This window comes from Bacillus mycoides (assembly GCF_018742245.1).
In the GTDB taxonomy this organism is placed as follows: domain Bacteria; phylum Bacillota; class Bacilli; order Bacillales; family Bacillaceae_G; genus Bacillus_A; species Bacillus_A cereus_U.
This window is the reverse complement of sequence record NZ_CP036132.1, coordinates 395,204-417,341: the sequence shown is the minus strand read 5'-3', so window position 1 is coordinate 417,341 and position 22,138 is coordinate 395,204. Positions and strand designations below refer to the sequence as shown.

The window sequence follows — 22,138 nt, the reverse complement described above, 5'->3', positions numbered from 1 at the left end:
GAAGAACAGAATTCTGTTCTTCCTTTTTACATTGAAAATCGTTCAATCGTTTGTTTCAAATCAGCTGCTTGCTTCTCTAAATCCTTTAATAATCGATCGATTATCACCATGTTTTTAGATTGTTGTCTCGTTACACGTGTCACTTCTTGTGAACCAGCTGACGTTTCCTCAGCAATTGCTGCTACAGCCTTTGTTTGTGCTCCTGTTTGATGAATGTGACTCACTTGTTCATTCATATAACTACTAATTTGCTTGGTTGCATCGGCTACTTCCATAATACTTGATGACATTTCTTTTAAAATTAATTCTGTAGCTTCCCCGCGTTTCGCCTCTTCTTTAGCTTTTTTCACTTGCTCGGTCATTTTCATCGCGACTTGTTGCACTTCATCTTGCATATTCCGTAATAACTGCGATATGTTTCTTGCCGAATGATCACTTTCATCAGCAAGTTTACGTACTTCTTCTGCTACAACCGCAAAGCCTCTTCCATGTTCTCCTGCACGAGCTGCCTCAATAGAGGCGTTGAGTGCTAATAAATTGGTTTGGCTAGCAATCTCACTCACAACAGAAACAATATGTTCAACTTGTTTCATTCGTTCTTCTAACTGTTGTACATTTCGCATCGAATCTTCATTTTCTTTCGCCAATGTTTGAATACCTTGAATTAAAGAATTAAAGACACGTGTACTTTGTCCTAAAGCTTGAACCATTTCTGAAGACAAGTCATCAGACTGTTTCGCCTTTTCTTCTACTTCACTTGCAATAGAAGTTGTTGTATCAACAGTAGAAACAATCGCCTGAATCGATGCTGCTGATTGCTCCGCGCCGAAAGAAATCTCTGCAAGGGTCTCAGATACACCTTGTGCTTGCTTCGTCGCTTCCCCTGTTTGTTTTCTAATTTGCTGAACTTGATTATTTGTATACGAAAATGTAGTATCAATATTTTTTACCATGCCCCTTAAGTTCCCTAGCATCATATTAAATGCAACACTTAAAGATTTAATCTCATCATCTACTTTTGGCAACGGGACATCTTCACCAATATCACCATCAGCCGCTTTCCTTGCAGCTTCCTCCAACTTTCGAAGTGGTTTAATTAAAAATATTGCTGCTCCATACGCTAAAATTCCAGACCATACTACACCTAATAACATAACGATAATATTATAAACAGTTCGACTTACATAAATTTGAAAATAATCATATATAACGTAAATAAAAAATAAGCTTGTTGAATATGTAATGAAAGCTAAAACTGTAGTGAATAGCATAAGTTGTGTACGTAAGCCAAAGGAAAATGTTTTCCTTTCTTTTTCCATCTCTTCTTCCCCCTTTTTATAAGCAATATATGTACTGCCTATATATTATTATCCATATTTTCGTTATAGAAAGATATAGGGATTTTTAAAATCATTATTCCCTTGAATATCAAATCCCCCGAAAAAAATAAAGGATTCTGACAATTTATGACTAATAACAGAAATACGGGGCAACATTTGTAAATATATTTTTGACTGGGGGTTTTGTATGATTCAAGTTCGAAATCTAGTAAAATCATTCGGATCACTTGATGTTTTAAAAGGAATTGATTTAGAAGTAAAAGAAAAAGAAGTTGTTGTTTTAATCGGTGCCAGTGGTTCCGGCAAAAGTACATTACTTCGCTGTCTTAACTTTTTAGAAATGTACGATGAAGGTGAAATTCACTTACAAGGTGAGCGAATTGATCCAAAGCATTCAAATTTAAACAAAGTCCGTGAAAATGTCGGTATGGTTTTTCAGCACTTTAACCTCTTTCCTCATATGACCTCACTAGAAAACATCATAGAAGCACCTATTCACGTAAAAAAATTGGAGACAGCAAATGCAAAGGAGATTGGAAATCAACTCCTACAAAAAGTCGGCCTACAAGATAAAGCAGATGTAACTCCCCACCTTCTTTCCGGTGGTCAAAAACAACGAATTGCGATTGCACGAGCTCTTGCCATGAATCCTAAAATTATGCTATTTGATGAACCTACCTCAGCTTTAGACCCTGAACTTGTTGGAGAAGTGTTGCAAGTTATGAAAGAACTTGCTGAAGAAGGAATGACAATGGTCATTGTTACTCATGAAATGAATTTTGCAAGAGATGTAGCTGACCGCGTTATCTTTATGGATGACGGGAAAATTGTAGAGGATGCTTCGCCAGCGCAATTTTTTTCCGCTCCATCGCATGAACGGGCAAAGCAATTCTTACGCAACGTTTTATAATGTAACTTCTGTTTCAAACATAAAGAAATGCATTCATACGGGGCACAACTAATTATCCAAATAAAATATCTCCATAACATATTGAAAACAATCCGTATGATCAATATATAGGAGGGGTTTTATGAAAAGAAAACTATTAACCATTGTTGCGAGTATTACATTATGTACATCCTTCATACTAGGAGCCTGTAGTAAGGAAAGCTCTACTACTTCATCTAATGGTAAAAATGAATTTCGTTATGCGATGAGTGGTTTATACAAACCTTTTAACTATAAAGAAAATGACGGGAAACTTGTCGGTTTTGATGTAGAAATAGGTGAAGCTCTCGGGAAAAAGATGGGAATGAAACCCGTTCCTGTTACAAATCCTTGGGAAACATTGATTCAAGGTCTACAATCAAAAAAATATGATGTGATATTAGGAAGTATGGCTATTACAGAAGAGCGATTAAAAGCCGTGAATTTCTCAAATCCATATTATCGCTCTGGTGCACAAATTTTTGTAGCTAAAAAGAATACATCTATCTCTTCTCCAGAGGACTTGAAAGGTAAAAAAATAGGTGTTGTAAAAGCAAGTACTTTCAAAACCCTTGTTGCAAAACATACAGATCAAATTACAGAATATGATAGTGATATTACTGCACTTATGGACTTAGAACCAGGACGTGTAGACGCAGTTATTACTGATCAAATGGTTGGTCTTCGTATGATTAAAGAAGGTAAATCAAATATAAAAGAAGCTGGAAAACCGTTAAACCTTGATGAAATGGGAATTGCTATTCATAAAGACAATAAAGACATGGTCGAAAAGGTAAATAAAGCGCTAGATGAAATCATTAAAGACGGCACGTATGAAAAGATTAGTAAGAAATGGTTTGGGCGTAATATTCTTGGAGACGAGGCAAAAACAAAGTAAGTTGGCTATTCAAAGATTTCATAAATCATGCCCCACTTTTTATGTGGGGCATTTCATTCCCTACTAAAATCCATACAATATGAGGTGACACATATGTTTGAAATTTTTATCTCTACCTATCCCACACTCTTAAAGGCTACTATTGTCACATTACAATTAACATTAACATCCCTATTACTCGGTTCACTAATTGGATTACTAGTCGCTTTCTTTCGAATCTCTAACAATAAGGTTTTAAATAGTATTGCTCATGTATACATCGCCATTATTCGTGGTACACCTTTAATTGTTCAAATTGCCATTCTCTATTTTGGGATTACATCCGTTGTTGTTTTTACCCCTTTTTGGGCAGGAGCAATTGCTTTAGCAATTCATAACGGTGCATATATTACTGAAATTTTCCGCGGATCAATTCAATCCGTTGACCGTGGACAATTAGAAGCTGCTCGCTCTTTAGGGATGCCTTACCCTTTAGCGATGCGCCGGATTATATTACCACAAGCATTTCGTCTATCTCTTCCCCCTCTAGGGAACCAATTTATTATTGGATTAAAAGATTCTTCACTTGTCGCTTATGTAGGAATGTCCGAATTATGGGGATCCGGTTTATCAATTGCCGCAGGTAACTTCCAGCAATTAGATACATATATCATTGTTGGTGTATACTATCTCGCACTAGTTCTTCTATTTACTTATCTTGTTAGTCTTCTAGAAAAACGACTACAACGGAAAGAAAATAACTCTGTCCAAGTCAAGACAAAGAACAAGAAAGAAGTTTCTTTATAACAAAAAGCAAGCTCTAAAAGAGCTTGCTTTTTCATCATAAAATATATCTATTATTGATTTGCTTTTTTTATAGTCTCTTTTTCCTCTATATGTTCCTCACGATATGAAATATTATGAGGATCCAATCCATTTCCTAAAGAACCATAGAAATGCTCCCTATGCGGATCAACTAATTCACTTCCGTGATAATACACACGTGGTGTATTCCAAAGTGCTGCCAATGCTTTTGTCATCGGCATTTCGTGATAGCGTTCCGGCCACATTTCTTTAATTTTATCTTTTACTAATGGATAGTATTTAGAACTCATAGCAGGAAACAGATGATGTTCTGTATGGTATGAGAAATTGAAATGTAAAACGTCTATCCAGCGCGGCACTGTTACTGATAAACAGTTTGCTAACGGATCATTTACTGGAACAATTGGATTTAAGCGGTGATTTGTTGCGATATACGCCATTACAATAAAGTTAGCAATTAACAACGGAATCACGTATGCAAAGAACCACTTTGCAGGTCCCATAATAAATAATAAACTAATCCAAACTGTCCAGGGCAAAAGAAGTTGTAGCCATACAGATTTTTGATTGGATGACTTAAATTCTTTTATAAAATGAAAGAACATTCGAGTCGAATGTAACGTAAATTGAATTGTTAGTGACAGAAAACTAAAGAATGAACGTACATGAAGAGGCATGCGATATACCCAACTCAAAAACTTACTCTTTTTCAGTTTCTCAAATGTCGGCCATGCATCTGGATCATTCTCTTCATGCTGTGTATGAACATGATGCGTTGCATTATGCCACTTTCTCCAAAGTTTTGGACCAGTTGATAATGGCATAAATGCTATCGCACCTAAAAAATCACGAAGCCATGCCTTCCTTACAACTGTTCCGTGTAAAATTTCATGTCCTAAAAATCCAAGTGAAGCAAAACATAATCCAAGAACAATTGCAATTCCTAGATTTACCCACACATTCAATTCAAATACACCGATCGTTATTAAACCAGCCAATGCCACGAGTAAATAAGCCAGTCCACCAAATAAACGAGTAGGAACTGGTTTAAATGCTTTTTTCGGCAAATGTGGTGATACACGCGCTGCATACCACCCAAACGTATGAAGCTCCTTCATCCTTTTGCCCCTTTCTTATGCCGCGCCCTGCGCAACTTGCATATATTGATTCTTGCTTCCAGATTGATTTTACTAAGTGCTCCAAAAAGCATTTATCATAAGGAAAATATACTCACTCTATCGTCACTTATTTTTCCGCTTTTATTATCAATGAAAAACATTTCTCTTTTTACTCTCTATCAACCTTTCCACATGATGAATCATAACAATAGAATTTCTATATTGTCAACAACTTTTATGACCTAGTAATAAAAGTTGGTTATATTTTTATAATTATACTTTATTTCACTAAAGAAAAAGCATAGATTTCATAAGGCTTTATCCGCTATATACACACATACACTTAAACAACACAGACTCTATCTTATTCAAGAACTCTCTATGTAATCAACAAATGTAATCATTTGAATTTAGCTTTATATAAATCCTACTTCTTCATACTGCCCCTAATAAATAATTATATTAAAATAATTTTATCTTTCATTTAATAAAATAGAACGCTACGAAAACAACATACATGAATTCCATATAATATGGAAATATTAAAAGGAAAATTGTTCTAATTTAGGAGGTTTCCAAAATGACAGATGACACATTTCCACAGTTACCATCATCCTATTGGATTGAATCTACTCAATTGCCTACTTTTCCTCATTTATCCGAAAATATTAAGACAGAAGTTGCCGTTATCGGTGCTGGTATTACAGGCATTACCACCGCCTATTTACTCGCTAAAGAAGGAATGAAAGTCGTTTTAATTGATTCTGGTTCTGTTTTGAATGGAACAACTGGGCATACAACCGCAAAAGTAACCGCTCAACATGATCTTATTTATGATGAATTAATAAACAATTTTGGTGTTGAAAAAGCCCAACTTTACTACGAATCAAATAGTAAAGCTCTACAATTCATAAGTGATACTGTGCAAACATATAAAATCGACTGTAATTTCACAAATGAAGATTCGTATTTATATACAACTACCAATAGTGGCCTGCGAAATTTAACGAAAGAATATGAAGCCTATCAAAAATTAAATATACCTTGTGACTATGTTCAATCTCTGTCGATTCCTATTCCCGTACAATCTGCACTTGTGATGAAAAATCAAGCGCAATTCCATCCCCTCCTTTATTTAAAAACACTTTTAGAAAAGTTTGTGGAAATGGGCGGAATGGTTTATGAGCAAACAACAGCTATTGATGTGGAAAAAGGAGATTATCCACAAGTAATTACAAAGGGTGACCATCGCATCACTTGTAAATATATTGTCTCTTGTTCACATTTTCCTTTTTATGATGCTAATAGCTTTTTCTTTACGCGAATGTACGCAGAACGCTCCTATGCTCTCGCAATAAAAGCAAAAACGGATTACCCAGGGGGCATGTATTTAAGTATCGATGATCCAAAACGCTCCATACGTTATACGACAAGCAATGGAGAAAAGCTGATATTGATTGGCGGAGAGAGCCATAAAACAGGCCAAGGAATTAATACGATGCTTCATTACGAAGCACTCTATTCTTTTGCTGAAGCAACTTTTGGAGTAGATGAAGTTCCCTATAGATGGTCAGCACAAGATTTAATCACGCTAGATAAGCTTCCTTATATCGGACATATTAACGAAAGGAATCCAAATATATTTGTGGCAACTGGATATCGTAAATGGGGAATGACGACTGGAACTGCAGCAGCTCATTTACTGAAGGACTCCATTCTAAAAGTCCACAGTCCATATAAAGAGCTGTTTGCACCATCACGCTTTCATGCAAATCCAGATATAAAAACTTTCCTCTCTCAGAACATTGATGTTGCTAAACACTTAATTGAAGGAAAAATTGAAACCGCATTACGTAAGCCAGAAGATCTTGAAGTTGGCGAAGGATCTGTTGTACATGTCAACGGTAAACGAGCAGGTGCTTATAAAGATAAAGAAGGAAAATTACATATCGTCGATACAACTTGCACACACCTCGGCTGTGAAGTTGAATGGAATAACGGTGATTGTACGTGGGATTGCCCTTGTCACGGTTCCCGTTTTTCAATTGATGGGGATGTTATGGAAGGTCCAGCAGATCAACCATTAAAACGAGTTGATAACGAATAATTACAGATTCAGCGTGAATTTTCATTTACTCCCTTTCGTAAGACTAATCGTAACTAGCGCCGTTTTCTTTACTCCTAAAACACAAAAAAGAGCACAAACTCACTTGTGCTCTTTTTCATATACTTCAAACAACATATTTCGAAATAATGTATTCAAACTCTCAATATCAATCCCTAATCTCTTTTCAATGCCTTTCACGTATTGCTGATAATAATTAATTTGTTCTTCTAAAAATTGATTTAGCACCTCAATTTTCAATCCAACGTCCAATTCAGTACCTGCTTTTTTCTTTATTAATAACTTTTCAATTTCATCTAACACGCTACGTTCTAATATTAATTCTGTAATCAATCGATCAAATTCTACAGGAGGCAAAGTCGATTTCTCCTCTAACCATTTACAAGCTAAAATAGGACGTAATACATAAAAGTACTTTTTCAACTTTACATTTTCACCTTGTAAAAATTCACGATAATTTTTTGAAGCCATATGTAAGTAATGGTATATTGTTGCTTTCGGATCAAAATCCTTTTTACTCATTTGCTGAAGCTCTTCTGGAAGGTTCGAGTTTTCCGAATAAAAAATCGGTGATCTAATCCATTCGAGTAACGCTGGATTAGATTTTGCAAATAGTTGCAATGCCTTTTTAAGATCCCAGCCACTTATGTCTAAATCATCACTAATTGGATATTCGATTACATCACGCTTATCATGGATTGATAAGTACCATTCTACAGGGTGTATATAAACAAACCTAACATCATAATCACTATCCTTCGATGGAAACCCCCACGCCCGGCTCCCTGATTCTACAGCGAATAAAATTTTCACATCATTCTCTTTTTCAATTCGTTCTAGTTCTAATTCAATTTTCTCTCTCATTTCATACCCTCCCCATTTTTTGATCATTTCCCTGGAAATTCGACAAATATAAGACCAATTTTACCACATACTAAAATAGCTGTCAGAAAATTCCCGACAGCCTAACAAAACACCTATTTTTTCTTTTCAATTACAGTAATTGCAATTCGTTCAATCTCTTTTTGGATTTCTTCTTTATATGCATCGACTTTTGAAAAATCCATAGCGGCAATATAAATTCGTTCTAATTTATCACGAACTGATTTTGCCTTTGCTAAGAAAGACATCGCCTCATTCATTTTTGTTTTATACTGAATTGAAACGTCGCGAATTTCCGTAGCATATTTTTCATCTGTCCCTGGTGCAACAATGAGATCATACATATCGATAATCTCATCCCCCTCACGGCTTGGGAAGTACTCATGCGGTGCTGTGCTATCAAAAATGGCAAATCCTAACTCCCTTACAATAATCATATCGAGACTATTTGGATCAAATCCACAATGATACACTTCTACTTCAAAACCTTTTTCTTCTGCTGCCTTAGCTAATTTTTTAAGCATTGTTGATTTTCCAGAACCTGGGCGACCTTTTATAAAATAGCGATGCGGAAGCCCTTCTGTCAAATTAGGAACGAAATCAACTGCTCCCTTCGGTGTAGCAGCCCCTAAGAAACGATGTTTCACAATTGATTTCTTCCCGCCTTTATCTGCAAATAATTTCTGTACAAGCTGATCTGTTAATTCGTTTGCTTTATTAAAATCAATGTTATTAATATATATTTTCTCCCACTCATCATGTATAATTAGCGCCTCTTTAAAACACCCGTAAGCTGCTTGAAAGGCTTTGCTTGCTTCTGAAACAAATCGTTCAATCTCTATTTTCTGCTTTCTTAATTTATCTGAGTCCCAAGCAACACCTAAATTTATATACTCTTCAACAACTCCAGGCATTTTCGGCTCAATAACGTGCGGTGATGTACCGTCAACAATCCCTACTTTTAATTTTGGAATAATCACACCATCAACTGATTTATTGTCAGAAGAACAATGTAAAAATTCAATATTATACCCTTTATCGACCCATTCACGCCCTATTGCCTTTATTAAAGAAGATTTTCCCGTTCCTGGGCCTCCCTTTAAAATAAACAACCTGTCTAACCCCTTCAAATTCTCTTCGTATAAGCTGTGAAATCCTCTAGCTGTATTTCCACCGGCATAATAATTCAATACATTCCCTGTCACTGCACTCACTCCTTCGCAGCATTCTACTTACATAAGCTACAATATGCGAAAATCTTTATTTGGGTGAATACCTATTTTTTTATTGCACTAAAAAAGCAAAGATCACTTTTGACCTTTGCTTTTATATTTTTTATTTAAGTTAAGAAAGAATTGTTCCACCCTTGGACGTACCCAAGCTAAATAATCTTTATCTTTCTTCTTTGTACAAGCTATCTCTTCTCCATCTACCATTCCGACAAGTTCTAGCGCTAACAGTTGCCTCGTGAATGTTAGCATATTTACTTCTTCGGCCGGATACTCTTCTTTTAATTTCTCCTCAATTTCTCCCAATGAAAAACCGTCACGCATCATTGCTAGTGCATCAATCCAAAGTGGCGGCATTTCATATGTTTCTCCTGTAATTGTATCTTTTACAATATAATTTAATCTCTCTTTTCGAAATTGAATTGTGTGTAAACATACAGTTGAATTCAATGTTAATTCCATCATACCACCCCTTTCATCATATCTGCATAGAAAAAAGGATGCGCGTGCACCCCTACTTTTCTTTGCATAACACTACCGAACCGTTACATGAGCTAAAAGCTCTATGTCGATATTTTCCTCCATTATAAACGAAGTGTTTTATAAAAAAAACCCTTCTTTAAACATTTTATAAAATGTTTATATTTACACAACAAGAACACTTTTCTGAAAAGTAATTTCGTCTAATGTACTACACTGTTGGTAAATAAATTTCCACTTTCGTTCCTACCCCCATACTACTTTGAATCACGATACTCCCTTGATGTTCTTCAATAATTTTATATGTAATCATTAATCCAAGGCCTGTACCATTCTCTTTTGTTGTATAAAAAGCTTTTCCGATCTTTTTTATTTTCTCATTTTCTATCCCAAAACCTTGATCTTCAACAGAAATACACAAGTTCTCTCCAACTTTTTCATATGCGTGAATTTGAATATCCCCACCTTCTGGCATCGATTCAATTCCATTTTTGATGATGTTTAGCAACACTTGTTTTAATTGCTTATCATCACCATTTATAACGGGTAAATTTCCATCTACTTGCAAATGAAATTTCACTTTATATTGAGTCGCATAGCTTTCCATTAACTGCACAACATATAAAAGGATTTCCCGTATATTACACCCTTCATAATTTGTTGGCTTCGGTTTTCCTAATAACATCAATTCACTAACAAACTCATTAATTCTCTCAATTTCTTGCAGCATAATCTCATAGCTCATCGTATCTTCAAGATTTCTTTCTTTTTGAATTTGTGTAAATCCTTTTAAAGCTGTTAATGGATTTCGAATTTCATGAGCGATTGTTGTAGACATAGTCCCAATAACAGCTAAATTTTCTGTCTCTTTCATATTGTTCATCATCTCAACAACTGTCCTTACATAAGATTGAAATCTCTTTAATAAAGAATGCGAAATGATGAAAAAGAATATACATAATACAAGCGGAATCACAACTTTTACATCTTGTAATATCAAAGTAAAAAATACATATTTTCCAATTACACTACAGGAAACGAAATAAAAATATTTTCTATTCACGAAAATCGGTGCAAATAAAATTAAAAATATTTCAACCATATTTCCCTGTTCAAAAACACGATCACTGTGTAAATAAATCATTAAGTTATTAATAAGATCAATAAGCATGTACCCAATTAAAAATAAATATTTTACAAAATATACATAACCTTGTTTTTGAAGATATATTGAAATAGGAAATAAAGATATTACTAATATATATACACCTATTCCCATACCACCTTCTGGCCACCCTACCATTGCTTCATTAATATTCATAGCAGGATAAACGAAATAATAGATAGCGTCATATAAAAAAAATATAATATAGAATAATAATATAAATACTTTTAAAGCTTCTCTTTCTTCATAAATCAAGCTCTTGTATTTGTTCATATAAAAACTCCTCTTGATCAATACCCAAAAAAACATTTCAACTATTATCTCTTTAAATTATAATTATGAAATTGCTTTCAGGGCAACATGTAACCTTCTAATACTAAAAGGAAGGAGATACATCTCCTTCCTTTTCAATCACAATTTATATCCATCTTACCCTATCATTTAGCAATCCATCTGTAAAATTATTATGTCCTACTACAAAATCCTTCATATATAAATTTAAATATTCCCCATACTTACTTTCAGTATTTAATAATAATTCTTCTACATAATAAGCACCTTGTCCAAAAGTATCTAACAGTAAACTACATAAGCCAGCATAAATTCCACACCCTACTTGAAAGTACGTCGCATTTGTTTTATATTTTTGAAAAACTTGGCTACTATTCATTACATTATACATGTATGTCTCGTTATGTTCATAAACGAGTAACACACCGACTAAATCTTCTCCTATAATATCATCTTCTGCTGGATTAAAGACTTTACGATTCCAATCCCATAAATCTTCCACTTTATCTAAGTTCTGTCTAATTAAGTTTGTTGTATACTCATTGATCCGATAAAGAAAACCCACTTCCATATTAAAGGATTTCCCCAAAATTAAAACTTCTTCATGCGGCATTAAGCAACCATAAAATTCTTTTTCACCTAACTTTACTTTATACTCTGAAGCATATACATCCTCATAAAAATAAAGTGGACGATGATGACTCATATACATAGGATAACTCCATATCGCTTCATCAAGAAAACGTTCTACTGCCCATGATGCATAAAGTGTATGAGGTTTTATTAGCCCTTTATCACCCAAAAATGAATTATCATGTTCTACAATATAGCATGCTCGCGGTTTTTCATTTGGACGTTCTTTCATAAGTTCAACAACCATCCATTGAACAACACCCGGATTCATACCTGAGCCTATAATCGCTCTTGTATTTGTAAATGTTTCTTTCTCCTTCTCAAACCTCGTATACCTTTCCGTAAGCTGAAAGCCAAGTAAACTATCGTCTTGATCTACCGCCTCATTTTCCAAAGCCGAATTAATATAACAAATGCCAAGGTCATTACAACAACTCAGTACCCTAATCGTATCTGCACCTGAAACATCAATAACAACCTTCGTTCTTTTTTCTTTTAAATGTTGTTTAAATTTGACTACATCTTGAAGATTTATTTCATATAAAAAAAATTGCTCTTTCAGATTTGGAAACAACTCCTCATAATAACTTTTATCTTTTTGTTTTATATCCACCAAATGGAAGTTCACATTCTTTATAACTTCATAAATTGGATCTTTTTCATTTACTACCGCTTGATTCAAAATTGCTAACACTGCTTTTGCTGCTCCACCAGCACTGCCAAGTAATGTAATCGAAAACGCATTTGGAAACTGCTCCACAAACAAAACCCCTTTAATAGATTAGTTGAGCAGTACTTCCTCAAAAAATGAATTGAATACAATAAAAGATAGCTCGTACAGATTTTTTATAATTTCGTACAAGATTACCTCTTCATAAGTAAAAAACAGTACCATACTTATATATTCAATTCACTTCCCCCCTCATATCCAAATAGCGGTAAACAAATAGGCTCGACCTTTTCTTCTGCATATATAAAAGAAAAAGCCAGCCCTTTTAACTAGCCTACGGACAATGGACAGATTTTACATGTTGAATATTCACGTACATTTTTGCGTCACGTGCTTTTAATATTTCAATATGCCCTTCATCAATTTTCACCATTTTTCCAATTTTATTAGATTCCTCACCTAAATCAAACACCATAATTCTCCCAGCCATTTTAATAAGCTGTTCTTCAAACGTTCTAGCTAAAGTAATATTTAATGGATTTACGGGGAGTTCATTTTTATTGAGGGAATAAGGTACTTGGTTCTCTTTATAAGGAATTAACCATTTCAAATGCTTTAAAGATATATATACTGTTTTATAAACTGGGCTATAAAAAACAATATAATCGTTCATCACACTTGTAACATAACCGTGTATTGGAGCATTTCCTGCCACATAAATTTCTGTAAAAATCCCTTTAGATGTGCTTAATACTTTTCTCAAAGAAATTGAAGGTGATTCCCTCTTAATTACAGAATCCACATCTGGTTTTAATATTTCTTCATCATGCTCTCTTAAAAATTTATAATATTGGATATGGTATAAAGATATATATACATAGTCTTGTCCATTGTAGAGAACAACAATATCATTTCCTACATCAATTAATACACCCTTAAATCTTTTTTCACCGATTAATTTAACGTATATATTTTCCCCAATGTTCTTGTTTAACTCATTCATCTATATCCTCCTTTCTATGAAATTACAATTTTCCTGTCATTCATTTCTAAAAAATAATCAGGGGCAATGTTCTGTCTTTTAATAGTAAGAAATCCTTTTCATATACCGCGAAATAATTACAGCGAAATAAGAAATCGTTCTTCCATTTCAATTATAATGCCCCTCTTATTTATTAAACATTATTCTTCTTCATTCTTTTTATATTTAACTATTTGATTTACGCTTTTAATATGAAAATTAATCACGTAAATGACTTCTTCACCGTTTACTAGTGTAATACATCCGTCATGCACTTCGCTTAATAAACCTTCCACACTCTCTGGTCCGCCACGATTAATCTTTACCCACTTATACTTCAAGTCACTTAATACATCTAAAAAAGTATCTTCATCAGAATAGAAACATGAACCATAGTAATCGTCACATTTTGTTTCTTTCACTTTCTTGACTAGACTCTTCACATGTTTTAGCTGATAATACACTACTTCTCCATGAGGTAATTGTAACGTAAGGTAATCTTTTCCTAACGATAACAGTACACCTATTCGACTTTCTGGTCCGCGAAGATTTACTTTTACATTCTCACCGACTAAACCCTTGATTTGATCACAGCATACTACACTCTCCAATTTCGTATCCCCTTTCTGTATTATTTTCCTCTACTTGATTGTCTTTGTGCGCGAGCACGACCTGAGTTATTGCTATTTCCATCACTTTTCTCATCGCTACTCTCATCACTCTCTCCACATACTGGTGCGTTATAATTAACACTTTTAATATGAGATAGTGCAATTAATACAACTTCTTCTTTTATAATTAACGTTACATAATCGCAAGAAACGTCTTGTAAAATGCCCTCAACTTTCTCTGGACCACCACGGTTAATTTTCACCCAGCGGTATTTGAAGCTTTGAAGTAGCGTTTCAAAGTCTTCTGCACTATCTTCTTCCAACCATCCGTAATCCGCTGCTCCACAATCTTTCGTATTTTTTGTAATGCTTTTCAGGTGGCGAATTTGATAGTAATGGTACTCCCCTTTTTCATTCTCTAATACAAAGTAGTCCGCATATACCGCTACTATTATTCCTCTTTGAGATTCTGGTCCACCTCTGTTCACTCTTACATAAGATCCAATTAAGTCTTTCAAAAAATCACAATGAAATAAACTCACGAGAAAACCCCTTCCATTAATTTATAAGCTTTTGCACTGATAGTATATGTATCTGTACAGGTTACGTTCTCTATGTTTGTCCCCTGTATAAAAAAATATGCTTTTAACTAATAGTACTAATCCCTATAAAATCTTCTTTCCCTTAAAGTAACTCTAGGATTTCGGATGACCTTTTCATCCCTTAATATAAAAATCCCCCGTATTAAGATACATTTCTGCATATCTTAATACGGGGGATTTTTATAAATTTAATCTTCGTCTTTAACATCCATATCTTCTGGAATTGGTTCGTTTAATATTTCTTCCACTAACTGCTTATATTTCTCCATTTGTTCTAAATGTGTATTAAACTGTTCCTTGTTTATTAAATATTGCTCTCCATCAAACAGTGCACGCACTTTCTTTTGCTGAATTAAGTCTTCAACATACGATTTTGGTAATTTCAAATACTCCGCAGCCTCTTCTATTGTTATATACAATGTGTTCATTCCTTTATTATTTTTTCATATATATACTGTATCTTACTTTATTTTTGTAAACAAATAAAAAAGATTTTGTAAATACAAATTAAAAAGCAGGTAGATGCATTCCATATATTGTATAATAGTATAGTAAGTATTTTTTTAAATATAGAATGGTATTACCCATTTACACAAAGGAGAGTTAACATATGGCTACTCGTCACATCATTACAATGTTAGAAAACACATTACGAGTTGAAACAGAAAACACAATTTCTCATCTATCTAATTCTTTATCCGATCGTATTCTTTCACAAAGTGCAGCAGTACATGAAAGCAATTGCTATCATACGATTGGCGAATGGTACAAAAATCATTTCTTATTCCAACAAGATGATTTCCTTTGGGCTAAATACGTTTTCTATGACGCATATTGTGAGTCTATAAAAAAACAAGGTCATCTTACAAAACGCGTTCGCCAAATATTAGAATCATTAGCTCGAAAACATGGAAAACAATACATTGCATCTATACTAAATATGCCATTTCCTAATGAACAGGCAAAAGGGACAGCATAAACCAATCCTAAATTCATTGTTTTCTAGAGAGATTACAAATAAAACGTTCATGTCACATGAACTAATGAAATCGGTGTCATGATAATGATTGAAGATATAATAAACAGGAAAACCCCCATTTACCTCTCTCGTCCATACGAATAGAGAAGTGAATGGGGGTATACTTGTTCCTTTATTATTTCATCATCTGCTTAATCAATTCTCGATTTCTCTTCTTAAATACTTCATTATGCGAAGAAACCATTCCGTACTCACTTGCATCTGGTTGAATAAATTGTTTCGCTTTATTCACAGCATTTCCAGCATCTTGGAACGCCCCTGCAATTAAATGTAATTTCCCTTCATGCTTTAAAATATCTCCAGCGGCATATAATCCATCTACCGAGGACTCACTATTTGCATTCCCAGCGATAAAGTAATTATCCACAATTGCGACATCTAGCTCACTATTTTCCAATAATGTAATGTCACGTTCATATCCATGATTAATAATAACTTCTTCAACAGGTAAATGCGAAACCTCTCCAGTTTCATGATTCGTTAATTCTACATGTTCAATCGCTTCATGGTTATCACCGGCAATTAATTTTGTAATCGATGTATTAAAGAAACATTCCGCTGAACTGTTCATAAGTTGTTTTACTTGTGCTTCATGACCAGATAATTCTTCTTTTCTATATGTTAAATAAACTTTTTTCGCGATTGGTTCTAATTCATTCGCCCAATCAATTGCAGAGTTCCCTCCGCCTGAAATAATTACCGTTTTATCTTTGAAACGTTTTAACGATTTAACTGTATAATTTAAATTTGAGACTTCGAATCTCTCCGCACCCTCAATTGATAACTTTTGTGGATTCAATATACCACTACCAGTTGCGACGATCACTGTTTTTGAAAAATGTTCTTCCCCAGAGCTTGTTTTCAACGTAAAAATGCCATCCTGATTACGAATAATTGATTCTATTTTTGTATTCAATACAACTTCAGGCTGAAATGTTAATCCTTGTTGTACAAGTTGCTCAATTAATTTCTCACCAGTAACCGGTAATAATCCGCCAATATCCCAAATCATTTTCTCCGGATAAACATGTATTTTTCCACCTAACTGTGGTTGAAATTCTATTATTTTCGTTTTCATTTCTCTTAGTCCACTATAAAAAGCTGAATAAAGCCCCGCAGGCCCTCCGCCTATCACGGTTACATCAAACAATTCTTCTTGATTCATTCGAGCTCACTCCTCAGCTATTAGTCATTGATTATCATTCTCAATAAAATATAACTTGTTTTTATAAATTTTACAATCAAAATCACTATTGACAATACACCTATATAAAATTATAGTATTTAAAGAATCAATATTGATAATCATTATCAATTTGTTAATTATTAGCAACTGTGAGATTACATCTTCTTCTATTACTATGGTGAATACTATATGGTAAAATCTCATATTCAAGATTATTAATAAGACTTTTGTATTACCACTAACTTTTCAAAAGATTAAAGCTAAACAATTTATTGTATATCACATATCATCTATCTAAAGGAGAAAGACGATGAAAAAATTATTTATTTCACTAACAGTTCTGTTCGTCCTTGTTATGAGTGCTTGTAGCAATGGTTCAACAGACAAGAAGAACGACGCAAAAAGTAAAAAATCAGAAACAATTACATACCAATCAGAAAATGGTAAAGTAGAAGTTCCAGCAAATCCACAACGTGTTGTTGTCTTATCATCATTCGCTGGTAACGTAATGTCATTAGGTGTAAACCTTGTTGGGGTAGACTCATGGTCTAAACAAAACCCACGTTTCGATAGCAAACTGAAGAATGTCGCTGAAGTATCAGATGAGAATGTTGAAAAAATTGCTGAATTAAATCCAGATTTAATCATTGGGTTATCAAACATTAAAAATGTTGATAAGTTAAAGAAAATCGCTCCTACTGTAACATACACTTACGGAAAAGTTGATTACTTAACACAACACTTAGAAATCGGTAAATTATTAAATAAAGAAAAAGAAGCAAAAACTTGGGTTGATGATTTCAAGAAACGCGCACAAACAGCTGGAAAAGACATTAAAGCGAAGATCGGTGAAGATGCAACAGTTTCTGTTGTTGAAAACTTCAACAAACAGCTTTACGTATACGGCGAAAACTGGGGCCGTGGAACAGAAATTCTTTACCAAGAAATGAAATTAAAAATGCCTGAAAAAGTAAAAGAAAAAGCTTTAAAAGAAGGATACTACGCATTATCTACTGAGGTATTACCTGAGTTCGCTGGTGATTACTTAATCGTAAGTAAAAACAAAGATACTGATAACTCATTCCAAGAGACAGAATCATATAAAAACATTCCAGCAGTAAAAAATAATCGTGTATATGAAGCAAACATGATGGAATTCTATTTCAATGATCCACTTACATTAGATTTCCAACTAGACTTCTTCAAGAAGAGCTTTCTTGGTCAATAATACAAACATGAGGAATTCTTAATTTAAGAATTCCTCTTCCTTTATTCTATGAAAAGAAAAGATGTGAAACTGATGAAAAAAGAGCAAGACAACCTACGTTCCAACGCTTTTACATACAAATTAATTTTGAGTATCATTGCATTCTTTCTTATTTTTATATTTGCAATGGTGTTAGGCGCTGCAGATACTTCTATAAAAGACGTATGGTTAGCACTTACTTCCTCTGCTAAAGGAGATAAGCTATCCATCCTGCGTGAAATACGTTTACCACGTGAAGTTGCTGCTATTTTTGTAGGAGCTGGACTCGCTGTTTCTGGTGCAATTATGCAAGGATTAACTCGAAACCCACTTGCCGATCCGGGATTACTAGGCTTAACTGGCGGTGCAAATGCTGCACTTGCACTAACACTTGCCTTCAATCCTTCTATAAGCTACCTTTACTTAACACTAGCTTGCTTTATCGGCGCTGCAATTGGCGCTATTATGGTATTCGGAATTGGCATGGTGAAAAAGGGCGGACTTTCTCCCCTTCGAATTGTATTAGCCGGTGCTGCTGTTTCAGCATTTCTACTCGCAATTTCAGAAGGAGTCGGCATTTACTTTAAAATTTCACAAGATGTATCAATGTGGACGGCTGGGGGCGTAATTGGAACGAGTTGGAGTCAATTAAAAATTATTATTCCGGTTATTTCAATAAGTATATTTATCGCTATCTTACTTGCAAAGAAATTAACAGTTCTTAGTTTCAGTGAAGAAGTTGCCGTTGGACTCGGTCAAAAAATTATCGTCATTAAAACAATTTTATTTATCATTATTATCTTGCTTGCAGGTGCTTCTGTAGCGCTTGTCGGAAACATGGCATTTATCGGCTTAATGATACCTCATATGGTTCGTCCAATCGTTGGACCAGACTACCGTTTTGTTATACCGATGTCAGCGATCGCTGGTGCTTCCTTTATGCTGCTCGCAGATACAATCGGACGTACAATTAACGCTCCGTATGAAACACCAGTTGCTGCAATCGTCGCAATTGTAGGATTACCATTCTTCCTATTCATTGTACGTAAAGGAGGAAGAACTTTCTCATGATGCAATCTATTCTAAAGAAACAACGCCTTATCATACTTGCATTACTTATACTTACCATCACAACAATTGTAATTGGAATGGGACTCGGTTCTGCCGCTCTCTCCTATGACAGATTAATCCCAACACTTATGGGACAAGGTACATTTAAAGAAGAATTCGTTTTATATTCTTTAAGGCTACCTAGAATCGTCATTACATTATTAGCTGGTATGGCACTCGCTTTATCAGGTGCTGTATTACAAGGTATTACCCGAAACGATTTAGCTGAACCTGGTATTCTCGGCATTAACGCTGGTGCTGGTGTTGCAGTTTCTGTTTTCTTTCTATACTTCCCGATAGACGTAGGTTCATTCCTTTACCTACTACCAGTTGTTGGATTTATCGGTGCGTTTCTAACAGCTGTTCTAATTTACGTATTTTCATATAGTAAATCCACCGGCCTTCAGCCAATACGATTAACATTAACCGGCATCGGTTTTTCATTTGCACTATCTGGAATAATGATTGTCCTTATTTCATCCGCTGATCGTATGAAAGTGGACTTTATCGCCAAATGGATTGCCGGAAACATTTGGGGAGATGACTGGACATTTGTTTTAGCAATGCTTCCTTGGCTAATCGTATTAATCCCATTTGTCTTCTATAAAGCAAATCGATTAAATATACTAGCATTAAACGAGCCAGTAGCAATCGGTGTTGGAATTGAAATTGAAAAAGAGCGAAGATACTTATTAATCGCAGCCGTTGCACTTGCTGCCGCTGCTGTTTCTGTAACAGGTGGCATTAGCTTTATTGGACTAATGGCTCCTCACATCGCGAAATCTTTAGTAGGTCCAAGGCATCAAATCTTCATGCCAATCGCTGTTTTAATTGGTGGATGGCTATTACTATTTGCAGACACAATCGGACGAAATATCGTTGAACCTAACGGTATTCCCGCTGGTATTGTCGTTGCTTTAATTGGTGCACCTTACTTTATGTATTTGTTGCTCAAGAAAGCATAAAGAAACCCCCTCAAGATTTTTTCTTGAGGGGGTTTTCATTTCATTCTACTGCTGCCCATACCCTTCAAACTTCTTCGCCAAATTCTCCATCTCGTCTTCTGGCAGTAATTTCGGTTCTCCGATACTTTTCGTTTGATAATAAATTTGAGCACAAAACTCTATTTCTTCTGCAATAGTAAACGCCATTTTTATATTATTCGCTCCAGCCATTAAACCATGGTTCGCAAGCAAAACTGCACGACGATCAATCATTCCTTCAAAAGCAGCCTCTGCTAATTGCTTCGTACCAAACGTTTCATACGATGCACAGCGGACATTCGGACCTGCAAAAGCAATTAAATATGACACAGCAGGAAGTTCCCATCCTAATGATGCGATTGTCTTCGCATAAGGAGAATGTGTATGTACAAGCGCATTTATATCTTCACGATTTCTATAATAGATAAGATGCATATCTAATTCACTTGATGGTTTTCTCTCTCCCTCTATCACTTCACCATCTAAATTCAATATAACTACATCTTCAGGCGTCGTTTCATAATAATCTAAACCGCTTGGGCTAATTGCAACAAGACCTTGTTCACGATTAAAAATACTAATATTACCGCCAGTCCCCTTTGTTAAACCACTAGAAATCATTTTCTTTCCGTACGCTACAATTTCTTCTCTTTCTTTTTGCAGTAACATATACATCCCCCTAAGTATGAAGCTTATGATGACTATTTTTCTAAAAAACTATCTACTTATTGAAATAGCTTTTTTAAATTCTCCGTAAACGGTGCTTTCACAATTCCTTTTTCCGTAATAATCGCTGTTACATTGTCAGATGGCGTGACATCAAATGCCGGATTGTATACTTTACTTTCTTGCGGAGCAGAGTATTGTCCGAAACGATTAATCACTTCAGAAGCATCCCTTTCTTCAATTGGAATTTCTTTTCCTGTCAGTGTTTTCAAATCAATTGTCGGCGTTGGTGCTGCTACATAAAACGGAATGTTATAATATTTAGCCAAAATCGACACACCTAATGTTCCAATTTTATTTGCTACATCCCCATTTGCTGCTACACGATCACATCCAACGATTACTGCATCAATTTTCCCTTGTGACATGACCATTGCTGCCATATTATCTGTAATGACCGTTACATCAATTCCCGCTCGCTGCAGTTCTAATGCTGTTAACGTTGAACCTTGTAATCTAGGGCGTGTTTCATCCGAATAGATTTTTAAGTCCCATCCTTTTTCTTTCGCTAAGTACATTGGAGCTGTCGCAGTACCATACTTAGTCGTTGCTAACGCACCTGCATTACAATGCGTTAATACCCCCATGCCATCATGAAATAATGTTAATGCATGTTCTCCAATTTGACGGTTAATTTCTTCATCTTCTCTATGAATCTCTTTTGCTTCTTCTAATAATCTATCTTTCAACTGCGCAATTGATAAGTGAGCATTCTCTTTCGCTACACTTTCCATTCTTTCAAGCGCCCAAAATAAATTTACTGCCGTCGGTCTTGATGTCGCTAAGTATGCACATACCTTTTTTACTTCCGATATGAATTCTTCCGCCGAACTTTTAGTAACTTCATTTACCCCTAAATACACACCGTAGGCTGCTGAAACACCTATTGCCGGCGCTCCTCGTACTTTCATTACTTGAATCGCATCCCACACACCCTCAGCCGTTTTAAAAGATTCATAGACTACTTCGTTCGGTAATACCGTTTGATCCAATAACACTAAAGCATCATCTTTCCACTGAATTGGTATTAATTGCTCTGTCATCATCTTCT

Annotated in this window: 21 protein-coding genes and 2 pseudogenes; 8 read left to right on the top strand and 15 right to left on the bottom strand. The window is 34.9% G+C overall.

The features are described 5' to 3' along the window. Window positions 1-26: 26 nt before the first annotated feature. Window positions 27-608, bottom strand: a pseudogene (locus EXW56_RS28045) (methyl-accepting chemotaxis protein); the annotation flags it as partial. Between the two features lie 360 nt (window positions 609-968). Continuing rightward, window positions 969-1,154 (bottom strand): annotated as a pseudogene (locus tag EXW56_RS28040) (HAMP domain-containing protein); the annotation flags it as partial. Window positions 1,155-1,527: 373 nt separating this feature from the next. Between EXW56_RS28040 and EXW56_RS02140 the strand changes: the two are divergent. From EXW56_RS02140 to EXW56_RS02130, 3 genes are all read left to right on the top strand, one after another. Beyond that, window positions 1,528-2,250 (top strand): amino acid ABC transporter ATP-binding protein, encoded by a 723-nt coding sequence (locus EXW56_RS02140; RefSeq protein WP_002113623.1) that lies wholly within the window; start codon window positions 1,528-1,530, stop codon window positions 2,248-2,250. 121 nt (window positions 2,251-2,371) lie between these two features. After that, the gene (locus tag EXW56_RS02135; RefSeq protein ID WP_002113622.1) at window positions 2,372-3,166 is read left to right on the top strand and encodes an ABC transporter substrate-binding protein; all 795 of its coding nucleotides are present in this window, start codon (window positions 2,372-2,374) and stop codon (window positions 3,164-3,166) included. Between the two features lie 93 nt (window positions 3,167-3,259). After that, the gene (locus EXW56_RS02130) at window positions 3,260-3,952 is read left to right on the top strand and encodes an amino acid ABC transporter permease (RefSeq protein ID WP_002113621.1); all 693 of its coding nucleotides are present in this window, start codon (window positions 3,260-3,262) and stop codon (window positions 3,950-3,952) included. A gap of 50 nt (window positions 3,953-4,002) precedes the next feature. Here the strand turns inward: EXW56_RS02130 and EXW56_RS02125 are convergent, their stop codons facing one another. Next, window positions 4,003-5,088 carry a Delta(10) desaturase DesB gene (locus tag EXW56_RS02125; RefSeq protein WP_002113620.1) on the bottom strand — a complete coding sequence of 362 codons (1,086 nt, stop codon included), beginning with the start codon at window positions 5,086-5,088 and terminating at the stop codon, window positions 4,003-4,005. Window positions 5,089-5,668: 580 nt separating this feature from the next. On the opposite strand from EXW56_RS02125, the gene EXW56_RS02120 reads away from it, so the two are divergent. Next, window positions 5,669-7,195, top strand: a complete 1,527-nt coding sequence (locus EXW56_RS02120) for an FAD-dependent oxidoreductase (RefSeq protein WP_002201920.1) — start codon at window positions 5,669-5,671, stop codon at window positions 7,193-7,195. Window positions 7,196-7,294: 99 nt separating this feature from the next. Here EXW56_RS02120 and EXW56_RS02115 read toward each other — a convergent pair whose 3' ends face one another. From EXW56_RS02115 to EXW56_RS02075, 9 genes are all read right to left on the bottom strand, one after another. Then, window positions 7,295-8,077 carry a nucleotidyltransferase domain-containing protein gene (locus tag EXW56_RS02115; protein ID WP_002201921.1) on the bottom strand — a complete coding sequence of 261 codons (783 nt, stop codon included), beginning with the start codon at window positions 8,075-8,077 and terminating at the stop codon, window positions 7,295-7,297. Window positions 8,078-8,190: 113 nt separating this feature from the next. Beyond that, window positions 8,191-9,300, bottom strand: coding sequence for a PRK06851 family protein (locus tag EXW56_RS02110; RefSeq protein ID WP_002201922.1), 1,110 nt, complete (start codon window positions 9,298-9,300; stop codon window positions 8,191-8,193). Window positions 9,301-9,402: 102 nt separating this feature from the next. After that, window positions 9,403-9,786, bottom strand: a complete 384-nt coding sequence (locus EXW56_RS02105) for a hypothetical protein (protein ID WP_002201923.1) — start codon at window positions 9,784-9,786, stop codon at window positions 9,403-9,405. A 229-nt stretch (window positions 9,787-10,015) separates the two neighbouring features. After that, the gene (locus EXW56_RS02100; protein WP_002201924.1) at window positions 10,016-11,242 is read right to left on the bottom strand and encodes an ATP-binding protein; all 1,227 of its coding nucleotides are present in this window, start codon (window positions 11,240-11,242) and stop codon (window positions 10,016-10,018) included. Between the two features lie 145 nt (window positions 11,243-11,387). Beyond that, window positions 11,388-12,653 (bottom strand): S-adenosylmethionine decarboxylase related protein, encoded by a 1,266-nt coding sequence (locus EXW56_RS02095; RefSeq protein ID WP_098988253.1) that lies wholly within the window; start codon window positions 12,651-12,653, stop codon window positions 11,388-11,390. A gap of 244 nt (window positions 12,654-12,897) precedes the next feature. Next, complete coding sequence (locus tag EXW56_RS02090) at window positions 12,898-13,566, bottom strand: LSm family protein (protein WP_002201926.1); 669 nt, start codon at window positions 13,564-13,566, stop codon at window positions 12,898-12,900. A gap of 179 nt (window positions 13,567-13,745) precedes the next feature. After that, the gene (locus EXW56_RS02085; protein WP_002201927.1) at window positions 13,746-14,195 is read right to left on the bottom strand and encodes a hypothetical protein; all 450 of its coding nucleotides are present in this window, start codon (window positions 14,193-14,195) and stop codon (window positions 13,746-13,748) included. A gap of 20 nt (window positions 14,196-14,215) precedes the next feature. After that, entirely contained in the window at window positions 14,216-14,737 is a 522-nt protein-coding gene (locus EXW56_RS02080) for a hypothetical protein (RefSeq protein ID WP_002201928.1), read from the bottom strand. Window positions 14,738-14,985: 248 nt separating this feature from the next. Beyond that, complete coding sequence (locus tag EXW56_RS02075; protein WP_002010190.1) at window positions 14,986-15,225, bottom strand: helix-turn-helix domain-containing protein; 240 nt, start codon at window positions 15,223-15,225, stop codon at window positions 14,986-14,988. Window positions 15,226-15,407: 182 nt separating this feature from the next. On the opposite strand from EXW56_RS02075, the gene EXW56_RS02070 reads away from it, so the two are divergent. Then, the gene (locus EXW56_RS02070; protein ID WP_002201929.1) at window positions 15,408-15,776 is read left to right on the top strand and encodes a hypothetical protein; all 369 of its coding nucleotides are present in this window, start codon (window positions 15,408-15,410) and stop codon (window positions 15,774-15,776) included. Window positions 15,777-15,951: 175 nt separating this feature from the next. Here EXW56_RS02070 and EXW56_RS02065 read toward each other — a convergent pair whose 3' ends face one another. After that, on the bottom strand, window positions 15,952-17,001 hold the full coding sequence (locus EXW56_RS02065; protein ID WP_002113590.1) for an NAD(P)/FAD-dependent oxidoreductase: 1,050 nt from the start codon (window positions 16,999-17,001) through the stop codon (window positions 15,952-15,954). A gap of 331 nt (window positions 17,002-17,332) precedes the next feature. On the opposite strand from EXW56_RS02065, the gene EXW56_RS02060 reads away from it, so the two are divergent. From EXW56_RS02060 to EXW56_RS02050, 3 genes are read left to right on the top strand one after another with little or no spacing between them, the layout of a single operon-like run. Beyond that, the gene (locus tag EXW56_RS02060; RefSeq protein ID WP_002201930.1) at window positions 17,333-18,250 is read left to right on the top strand and encodes an iron-hydroxamate ABC transporter substrate-binding protein; all 918 of its coding nucleotides are present in this window, start codon (window positions 17,333-17,335) and stop codon (window positions 18,248-18,250) included. Between the two features lie 48 nt (window positions 18,251-18,298). Further along, on the top strand, window positions 18,299-19,339 hold the full coding sequence (locus tag EXW56_RS02055) for a FecCD family ABC transporter permease (protein WP_141558678.1): 1,041 nt from the start codon (window positions 18,299-18,301) through the stop codon (window positions 19,337-19,339). Then, on the top strand, window positions 19,336-20,343 hold the full coding sequence (locus EXW56_RS02050) for a FecCD family ABC transporter permease (protein WP_016103411.1): 1,008 nt from the start codon (window positions 19,336-19,338) through the stop codon (window positions 20,341-20,343). Before EXW56_RS02055 ends, EXW56_RS02050 begins: the two co-directional genes overlap by 4 nt. A gap of 45 nt (window positions 20,344-20,388) precedes the next feature. On the opposite strand, the gene EXW56_RS02045 is transcribed toward EXW56_RS02050, so the two are convergent. Continuing rightward, on the bottom strand, window positions 20,389-21,030 hold the full coding sequence (locus EXW56_RS02045; protein WP_002113583.1) for an L-fuculose-phosphate aldolase: 642 nt from the start codon (window positions 21,028-21,030) through the stop codon (window positions 20,389-20,391). A 56-nt stretch (window positions 21,031-21,086) separates the two neighbouring features. Then, entirely contained in the window at window positions 21,087-22,130 is a 1,044-nt protein-coding gene (mtnA, locus tag EXW56_RS02040; protein ID WP_002113581.1) for an S-methyl-5-thioribose-1-phosphate isomerase, read from the bottom strand. Between the last annotated feature and the right edge of the window lie 8 nt (window positions 22,131-22,138).